Genomic DNA, 8,698 nt, shown 5'->3' with positions numbered 1-8,698 from the left:
GGTCGGCAGCGCCGACGCGTTGATCGGCACGACGCGCGGCGCGATCGAGAAAGCGGGGGCCGGTGTGCCGACCAGCGTCGCGATCGCGGTTTCCACCTGCACGCGCTGCTGGAGCAGCAACTGCGCCTGCGTGCGCGTCGCGTCGAGCTGCGCGCGCTGCTGCAGCAGGTCGAGGCCCGACACCGCGCCGAGGTCGTGGCGCGCGCTCACGTAGTCGAGCGCCTTCTGCTGCAGGTCGATCGAACGCTTGACGACGTCGATCTCGGTATCGAATTCGCGCAGCGCGAAATAGCTCGATGCGAGATCGGCGGTCAGCACCAGGCGCGCGTTCGCGAAATCGTCGCCGGCCTGTTCGGTGGTCGCCTGCGCCGATTCGACGCTGCGCCGCACGCGGCCGAACAGGTCGAGCTCGTAGCTGACGGCCGCGCCGACCTGGACATCGTTCTGCACGGTCGACGTGCTTTGCGTCGCGTAATTGGTCTGAGGCCGGTCGGCCGAGATCTTGAAGCGCTGGCCGCTCGCGTTCAGGCCGACGGCCGGATACTGCGCCGACGCGACCGATGCGAGCGTCGCCTTCGCCTGGTCGTAGCGCGCGGCGACGGCCTTCAGGTTCTGGTTGTTGCGCAGCGCTTCGGCTTCCAGCGCATCGAGCTGCGGATCGCCGAACGCGGTCCACCATGCCGGGTCGAGCGGCGCGCGGGCCGGCGCGGCGGGATGCCAGTATGAATCCGCCGGATCGAGCCGCCATGCGGCCGGCGTGTCGACGTCGGGCCGCTTGTAATCGGGGCCGACGGTGCAGCCCGCGAGCGCGGCTGCGAGCGCAACGGCGGTGGCGGTGACGGCGACAGACCGCCGGCGGATGCGCATCGCGATCACGACTTCGCCTCCGCGGCGCCGGAGGCCGGCTTCGCGGCCGGCGCCGAGACGATCACCTGGTCGCCGTTCGTGAGCGCGTCGCTCGGGTTCGTCACGAGGCGGTCGTTCGGCGTGAGCGGGCCGTCGACTTCGAGCGTCTGCCCGATCGTGCGCACGACCGTCACCGATTTCAGGCGCACCTGGCCGTTCGCATCGACGGTCGCGACTGTCGGGCCTTCGGCGCGGAACAGCAGCGTATTGGCCGGCACCTGCAGGCGGCCGACCGGCGTCATCGGCAAGGTAGCCTGCACGTACGCGCCGGGCAGCAGCCGGCCGTCCGGGTTCGGCAGCGTGATCTCGATCTGCAACGAGCGCGTCGCGACGTCGATCGCCTCGGACGTGCGCGTGATCGTCCCGTCGAAGGTCCGGCCCGGCAGCTCGGCCTGCGCGACGCTCACGTGCTGGCCGACCTTCACCTGCTGCGCGTACGCCTGCGGCACCTGCACGTAGAGGCGCAGCTGGTCGGCCTGCACGACCGTGAACAGCGAGCGGCCGGCGTTGCCGGAGCTGACGAGATCGCCGACGTCGACGTTGCGCTGCGTGACAATCCCGTCGATCGGCGCGACGATCCGCTGGAAGCCTTTCAGCTCGGTGAGGCGTCGCATGTTCGCATCGGCCGCGGCGAGGTTCGCGGCGCCCTGGTTGAACGCGCCTTGCCGGTCGTCGAGCTCCTGCTGCGACACGGCATCGCGCTGGCGCAGCTGCTGCGCGCGGTCGAACGACGTCTTCGCGAGCGCGAGGGCGGCCTGCGCCTGCTGGCGCTGCGCGGTGGCCTGCGCGAGTTCCTGGTTCAGCTCGGGCGTGTCGAGCTCGGCGAGCAGTTGCCCCTGCTTCACGTGCGCGCCGATGTCGGCCTGCCAGCGCAGCACGTAGCCGCTCGCGCGGGCGTAGATCGGCGCCTCGACGAAGCCGCGCAGCGTGCCGGGCAGCGTCAGCTTGCCGCCGGTGGCCGCATCGACCGGATGCACGACGGTCACGTACTGGCGCGTGTTCTGCTCGGCAACGGCGTCGAGCCGGTTGCGGTTCAGCACGTTGACGACGACCGTGCGCGCGGCGCCGGCGGCCAGCAGCACGCCGATCACGATCAGGACGATCTTCCCGCGTCGCGATACCGACGTGCGCGTCGGCAGGTGCATGCCGCGTTCGTCTACCTGGATGCCGACGGAGCTGTGATGTTTCTCTTCCATGAATTCAACCAAATCAACCGGGTAGTGGGACGAAAGTCAGTGGCCGGCCTGGCGCGCACGCCGGCGGGCCAGCCGAGCGTGCACGCCGCCGAACACGAGCGGCACGAACAGCAAGGTCGACACGGTCGCGAACAGCAGCCCGCCGATCACCGCGCGGCCGAGCGGCGCGTTCTGCTCGGCGCCTTCGCCGAGACCGAGCGCCATCGGCACCATCCCGATGATCATCGCGAGCGCCGTCATCAACACCGGCCGGATCCGCGTCGCGCCGGCTTCCAGCGCGGCCGTAAGTGGCGGCGCGCCGGCCTCGAGGCGCTGGCGCGCGAACGACACGACCAGGATGCTGTTCGCGGTCGCGACGCCCACCGTCATGATCGCGCCCGTCAGTGCGGGCACGCTCAGGTGCGTGCCGGTGATGAACAGCATCCAGACGATGCCGGCGAGCGCGGCCGGCATCGCGCTGATGATGATCAGCGGGTCGAGCCACGACTGGAAATTGACGACGATCAGCAGGTAGACCAGCACGATCGCCATCGCGACGCCCGCGCCGAGGCCGATGTACGACGTGCGCATCGTCTCGATCTGGCCGCGCATCGTCAGCTCGGTGCCGCGCGGCAGCGTCGCGCGCGCATCGGACACGATGCGGTCGATCTCGCCGGCCACCGCGCCGAGGTCGCGGCCTTCGACGCTCACGTACACGTCGATCGCCGGGCGGATGTTGTAGTGCGTGATCACGGCCGGGTTTGCGGTGCTGCGCACCTGCACGAGGTTGCCGAGCAGTTGCAGCGGCATGCCCGTGCGGCCGCTTGCCGAGATCGGCGTGCCGAGCAGGTCGTCGACCGACGAGATGCTGTATTGCGGGGTCTGGATCTGCAGCGGGTACTGGACGCCGGTGCGCGGGTTGATCCAGAACGACGGCGTGGTCTGAGAACTGCCGGACAGCGAGATCAGCATGTTCTGCGCGACGTTCTGCGCGGAGAGGTTGAGCTGCTGCATGCGCGTACGGTCCATGTCGGCCAGCAGGGTCGGCTCGTCGTTGCGTTGCAGCACGTGCACGTCGACGGCGCCGGGGATTTGCCTGAACTTTTTCATCAGGCTGCTCGCGATAGTCATGTTACTCGCGAGATCGTTGCCGAGCACCTGCAGGTCGATCGCGGCCGGTTGGCCGAAGTTGAGGATCTGCGTGATGATGTCCGACGGCTGGAAGAAGAACTCGACACCCGGGAAGCGCTCGGGCAGCACCGTGCGCAGCGCCTGCACGTAGTGCTGGGTCGCGCGGTGGCCGGGCTTCAGGGCGATCAGCAGTTCGCCGTCGAGCGTGCCGATCGTGCCCGCGTTGCTGTACGACAGGTTGATGCCGCTCACCGGCAGGCCGAGGTTGTCGACGATCGCGCCGAGTTCGTCCGGCGGCACGGTTTCGCGGATCACGCGCTCGACCTGGTCGGCGAGGCGCGCGGTTTCCTCGATCCGGTAGCCGGTCGGCGCGCGCATGTGCAGCCGGATGTTGCCGGAATCCGCATTCGGGAAGAAATCGCGGCCGAGCACGAACACGAGGCCCGTCGACAGCACGCAGAAGCCGAGGAAGCACATCGCGTAGAAGCGGCGGCGCACCAGCAGGATGCTGAGCAGCACGATGTACCACGCGCGCAGCCGCTCGAACGCATCGTTGAACGCGTGATGGATGCGGGCGAAACGCGACGTCGCGTGGTCGGGGCCGGTGCTCGCCTGCTGCGGGCGGAACAGCAGCATCGCGAGCGTCGGCACCAGCGTGCGCGACAGCACGTACGACGCGAGCATCGCGAACACGACGGCTTCCGCGAGCGGCACGAACAGGAAGCGCGCGACGCCCGTCAGGAAGAACATCGGCACGAACACGATACAGATGCACAGCGTCGACACGAACGCGGGCACCGCGATCTCGCCGGCGCCTTCGAGAATCGCGTCGTGCAGGTTCGTGCCGAGATGCAGGTGCCGCTCGATGTTCTCGATCGTGACGGTCGCGTCGTCCACCAGGATCCCGACCGCGAGCGCGAGCCCGCCGAGCGTCATGATGTTGATGGTCTCGCCGAGCGCGGACAGCGCGATCAGCGACGTGAAGATCGACAGCGGGATCGAGATCGCGATGATCAGCGTGCTGCGCCAGTTGCCGAGGAACAGCAGGATCATCATTGCGGTCAGCACGGCGGCGATCAGCGCCTCGTGGATCACGCCCTGGACAGCCGCGTTGACGAACACCGACTGGTCGAACAGCGGCGTGATCGTGAGCCCTTCGGGCAGGGTCGGGATCACCTTCGGCAGCAGCGCCTTCAGGTCCGCCACGACCTTGAGCGTCGACGCATCGCCGCTTTTCAGGATCGAGATGAGCACGCCGCGCTGGCCGTTCTGGCGCACGACGTTGGTCTGCGGCGCGAAGCCGTCGCGTACCGCTGCCACTTCGCGCAGGTAGGTCGTCGCGCCGTTGACGGTCTGGATCGGCAGGCTGCTGATGTCGGCGATGGTGTCGGCCGACGCGTTGGTGTCGATCCGGTATTCGGTCTGGCCCATCTTCGCGGTGCCGGTCGGCAGCACGAGGTTCTGCGCGTTCACCGCGTTGACGATGTCGGCGGGCGTGAGCCCCTTCGCGAGCAGCGCCTGCGGATCGAGGTCGATCGCGACCACGCGCGTGCGGCCGCCGTACGGGAACGGGATCTGCACGCCCGGCACCGTGATCAGCTGCGGGCGCAGGAAGTTGAGCGCGATGTCGGCGAGCGACTGTTCGCTGAGCGTCTTGCTCGACAGCCCGAGCTGGATCACCGGGATGCTCGACGCCGAATAGGTGATCACGAGCGGCGGCGTCGCGCCCTGCGGCATCTGCCGCACGATCGCCTGCGCGGACGAGACCGTTTGCGCGATCGCCGTCTGCACGTTCGCGCCCGGTTGCAGGAACACCTTCACGACCGCGATGCCGGGCAGCGATGTCGATTCGACGTGCTGGATGTTGTTGACGGTCGTCGTCAGGATCCGTTCATGCACGGACGTGATGCGGTTCGTCATCTCGGTCGCGGAGAAGCCGCTGTAATTCCAGATGACGCTGATCACGGGAATGTTGATCGCGGGCAGCACGTCGACCGGCGTGCGCATCAGCGCAAGCGGGGTGGCCAGCACGATCATGATGGCCATCACGATGAACGTGTAGGGGCGCTTGAGCGCGAGATTGACGATCCACATGGAGGCAGCGGGACAGGCGGTGATCAGGCGTGGGTAAATGGAACCCGAATGATAGGCGTCGGCGTGGAACGGGTTACTGTCGCGAAACTGGCGGAATTGTCAGGTTGGGGCGCGGCGGCCGATTGCCGATTCAGCAGAGGAAACGCAGCGCGGCGCGGCGGCCGGAAATCGGCTGCGATATCGGCCGCGATATCGGACGGGCAGGCTGCGTCGGCGACGATTCCGTTCATGGGCCCGCGCTCAGATCTGCTCCATCCCGACGCGCGCGAGCGCTTCCAGATCGACGACATCGATCTGGTTGTACGCGAGCCGCAGCGCGCCGAGCTTCTCAAGCTGCTGCAGCGCCTGGTTGATCCGCTGCCGCGACACGCCGACGAGCATCCCCAGTTCCTCCTGCGAGATCGACAGCGACGGGCCGGTGTCCGGGTACAGGTCGGGGTTGAAAAGCTGCGTGAGCGCCTGCGCGACGCGCGCATCGACGTCGAGCAGCCGGCTGTTCTGGATCGACGCGATGAATTCGCCCATCCGGTTGTTCAGCTGGTGGATCACGAAGCGCGTGAACGGCAGGCTCGTGTCGAGCAGCGCATGGAACGTGTCGACCGGCACGAACAGCACGGTCGAGCGCTGGATCGCGACGACCTCGTACTTGCGCAGCTCGCGCTTGATCACGCTGCCTTCGCCGAACCAGCCGCCCGACGGCACGCCGGAGAACGTGCAGCCGCGCCCCGACGCATTGAAGATCGCGAGCTTCAGCAGCCCGCGGTGCACGCCGATCCAGTATTCGGACGGGGCGAGCCGATGCGCGATCACGTCGCCGGCCTCGCACTGCTCGACGCGCGACTGCGCGAGCACGAGCGCTTGATGCTCCGGCGCAAGCGTGCGGAACCATGCGCACTGGCCGAACAGCGTGGCCAGCGGCGGCAGCGGGCCCGGTTCGGAAAGGGCGTCGGCCGGGTCGGCGGGCGCGTCGGGCGGTGCGGCGAGTGGGTCGTGCATGGGTGCGGGTTTGCGAGGATAGGGATAACGCGCAGCGCGTGAAAGGCACTCTGTCGTTTCGATGACAGACGGCTCACAATAGCGCCCGTTAGGCTGTCGGCAATTGAACCACATCAAAACGATCCGGGGTGGATGCGCCTCGGTCGACAGGACACGGGAGACAGGATCATGACGCAGATGTTCGAGGCCGGACTCGGCCGCCGCGACGCGAATTACGTGCCGCTCACCCCGATCGACTTCCTGGTCAGGACGGCCGAAGTCTACGGCGAGCGCCTCGCGATCGTGCACGGCGACGTACGGCGCACCTGGGGCGAGACCTACACGCGCGCGAAGCAACTGGCGAGCGCGCTCGCGCGGCTCGGCATCGAACGTGGCGACACGGTCGCGGCGATGCTGCCGAACATCCCGGCGATGGTCGAGGCGCACTTCGGCGTGCCGATGGCCGGCGCGGTGCTGAACACGATCAACACGCGGCTCGACGTGTCGTCGGTGCTGTTCATGCTGCGCCATGGCGAGGCGAAGGTGCTGATCGTCGACACCGAGTACGCGGAGTTCGCGCATCGTGCGGCGCTCGAGGTGCCGGGCCTGAAGATCGTCAGCGTGGCCGATGCGATGCCGGCCGATCCCGCGCGCTTCGCGGGCGCGACCGACTACGAGGCGTTCGTCGCAAGCGGCGACGCCGACTACGCATGGACGCCGCCCGCCGACGAATGGGAGGCGATCGCGCTGAACTACACGTCCGGCACGACCGGCGATCCGAAGGGCGTGGTCTACCACCATCGCGGCGCGTATCTCGCGGCGATCAGCAACATCCTGGAATGGGACATGCCGAAGCACGCCGTCTACCTGTGGACGCTGCCGCTGTTCCACTGCAACGGCTGGTGCTTCCCGTGGGCCGTCGCGGCGCGCGCGGGGGTGAACGTCTGCCTGCGCAAGTTCGACGCGAAGACGGTGTTCGACCTGATCCGCCGCGAACGCATCACGCACTATTGCGGCGCGCCGATCGTGCAGAGCGCGATCGCGAACGCACCGGCCGAATTCCGCGAAGGCATCGACCACACGGTGCATGCGATGGTCGCGGGCGCGGCGCCCGCGCCGGCCGTGATCGCGAAGATGAAGGAAATCGGCTTCGACCTGCTGCACGTGTACGGGCTGACCGAGGTGTATGGCCCGGCGACCGTGTGCGCGAAGCAGTCGCACTGGGAGGAACTGAGCGACGAGGATCGCGCGCGGCTCAATGCGCGCCAGGGCGTGCGTTATCACCTCGAAGCGGGCGCCACGGTGCTCGATCCCGACACGATGGCGCCGGTGCCGGCCGATGGCGAGACGCTCGGCGAGATCATGTTCCGCGGCAACATCTGCATGAAGGGTTACCTGAAGAACCCGAAGGCGACCGACGAGGCGTTCCACGGCGGCTGGTTCCATACCGGCGATCTCGCGGTGCTGATGCCGGACGGCTATATCCGGATCAAGGATCGCAAGAAGGACATCATCATCTCGGGCGGCGAGAACATCTCGAGCATCGAGGTCGAGGATGCGCTGTACCGGCACCCGGCGGTGGCGGTCGCGGCGGTCGTCGCGATGCCCGACCCGAAATGGGGCGAGGTGCCGTGCGCGTTCGTCGAGCTGCGCGAAGGCGCGAGCGCGACCGAGGAGGAGATCGTCGCGCATTGCAAGGCGCTGCTCGCGGGCTTCAAGGTGCCGAAGGCCGTGCGGTTCGGCGAACTGCCGAAAACATCGACCGGCAAGATCCAGAAATTCCAGCTGCGCAATGCGGTCGGATCGGACAAGGCGATCGATCTGGCGGGCGACGACAAGAAGTAGGCGATGGGCCGGCCGTTGCCGGCCAGCCGTTCTTCGTCATGCGTTCCGTTCGAGCCGGAACACGCTGACCGCGTCCGACAGGTGCGCGGCCTGGTCGCGCAGCGCGACGGCCGCGCGTTCGGCATCCGAGATCAGCATCGCGTTCTGCTGCGTCGCGTCGCCGATCTGCGTGACGGCCAGGTTGACCTGCTCGATGCCGGTCGATTGTTCGCGCGACGCGGCGCTGATCTCGCCGATCAGCGTGCGGACCTGGTCGACGCGCGCGACGATGTCGCGCATCGTGCCGCGTGCGGCCTCCGCGATCCGGTAGCCTTGCTCGACGGTCGTCGACGATTCGGTGCTCAGCGTGTCGATCTCCTTGACCGCGGCCGCGCTGCGCTGGGCGAGTGCGCGCACCTCGGCCGCGACCACCGCGAAGCCCTTGCCGTGTTCGCCTGCGCGCGCGGCCTCGACGGCCGCGTTCAGCGCCAGGATGTTGGTCTGGAACGCGATGCCTTCGATCGCGCCCGTGATCTCGGCGATCCGGCGCGTCGCGCGGCCGATGTCGTCCATCGTCGCGACCACGCGCTGCA

7 protein-coding genes are annotated in these 8,698 nt (G+C 68.1%); 1 reads left to right on the top strand and 6 read right to left on the bottom strand.

What is annotated here, in order from left to right; genetic code table 11:
• From G3N99_RS28975 to G3N99_RS28955, 5 genes are all read right to left on the bottom strand, one after another.
• Positions 1-867 (bottom strand): TolC family protein (locus G3N99_RS28975; RefSeq protein WP_206124099.1); only part of this gene is annotated, 867 nt, incomplete at its 3' end.
• 5 nt (positions 868-872) lie between these two features.
• Entirely contained in the window at positions 873-2,102 is a 1,230-nt protein-coding gene (locus G3N99_RS28970; protein ID WP_174935464.1) for an efflux RND transporter periplasmic adaptor subunit, read from the bottom strand.
• 36 nt (positions 2,103-2,138) lie between these two features.
• The gene (locus tag G3N99_RS28965; protein WP_174935462.1) at positions 2,139-5,306 is read right to left on the bottom strand and encodes an efflux RND transporter permease subunit; all 3,168 of its coding nucleotides are present in this window, start codon (positions 5,304-5,306) and stop codon (positions 2,139-2,141) included.
• A gap of 23 nt (positions 5,307-5,329) precedes the next feature.
• On the bottom strand, positions 5,330-5,536 hold the full coding sequence (locus tag G3N99_RS28960) for a hypothetical protein (RefSeq protein ID WP_174935460.1): 207 nt from the start codon (positions 5,534-5,536) through the stop codon (positions 5,330-5,332).
• A gap of 10 nt (positions 5,537-5,546) precedes the next feature.
• A complete protein-coding gene (locus G3N99_RS28955) occupies positions 5,547-6,302 on the bottom strand; it encodes a Crp/Fnr family transcriptional regulator (RefSeq protein WP_206124098.1) in 756 nt (251 codons plus the stop codon).
• A 168-nt stretch (positions 6,303-6,470) separates the two neighbouring features.
• On the opposite strand from G3N99_RS28955, the gene G3N99_RS28950 reads away from it, so the two are divergent.
• Positions 6,471-8,126, top strand: a complete 1,656-nt coding sequence (locus G3N99_RS28950; RefSeq protein WP_174935455.1) for an acyl-CoA synthetase — start codon at positions 6,471-6,473, stop codon at positions 8,124-8,126.
• 36 nt (positions 8,127-8,162) lie between these two features.
• On the opposite strand, the gene G3N99_RS28945 is transcribed toward G3N99_RS28950, so the two are convergent.
• Positions 8,163-8,698: methyl-accepting chemotaxis protein (locus G3N99_RS28945; protein WP_241011906.1), on the bottom strand; the 536-nt coding region annotated here is incomplete at its 5' end.

The sequence above is a fragment of the Burkholderia sp. Ac-20392 genome (assembly GCF_017104585.1).
Lineage (GTDB): Bacteria > Pseudomonadota > Gammaproteobacteria > Burkholderiales > Burkholderiaceae > Burkholderia > Burkholderia lata.
This window is presented reverse-complemented; position numbering and strand designations above follow the sequence as displayed.

Excerpts from the sequence above, each read along its gene's own strand:
- G3N99_RS28970 (WP_174935464.1), bottom strand. The coding sequence starts at position 2,102 with ATGGAAGAGAAACATCACAGCTCCGTCGGCATCCAGGTAGACGAACGC.
- G3N99_RS28965 (WP_174935462.1), bottom strand. The coding sequence starts at position 5,306 with ATGTGGATCGTCAATCTCGCGCTCAAGCGCCCCTACACGTTCATCGTG.
- G3N99_RS28960 (WP_174935460.1), bottom strand. The coding sequence starts at position 5,536 with ATGAACGGAATCGTCGCCGACGCAGCCTGCCCGTCCGATATCGCGGCC.
- G3N99_RS28955 (WP_206124098.1), bottom strand. The coding sequence starts at position 6,302 with ATGCACGACCCACTCGCCGCACCGCCCGACGCGCCCGCCGACCCGGCC.
- G3N99_RS28950 (WP_174935455.1), top strand. The coding sequence starts at position 6,471 with ATGACGCAGATGTTCGAGGCCGGACTCGGCCGCCGCGACGCGAATTAC.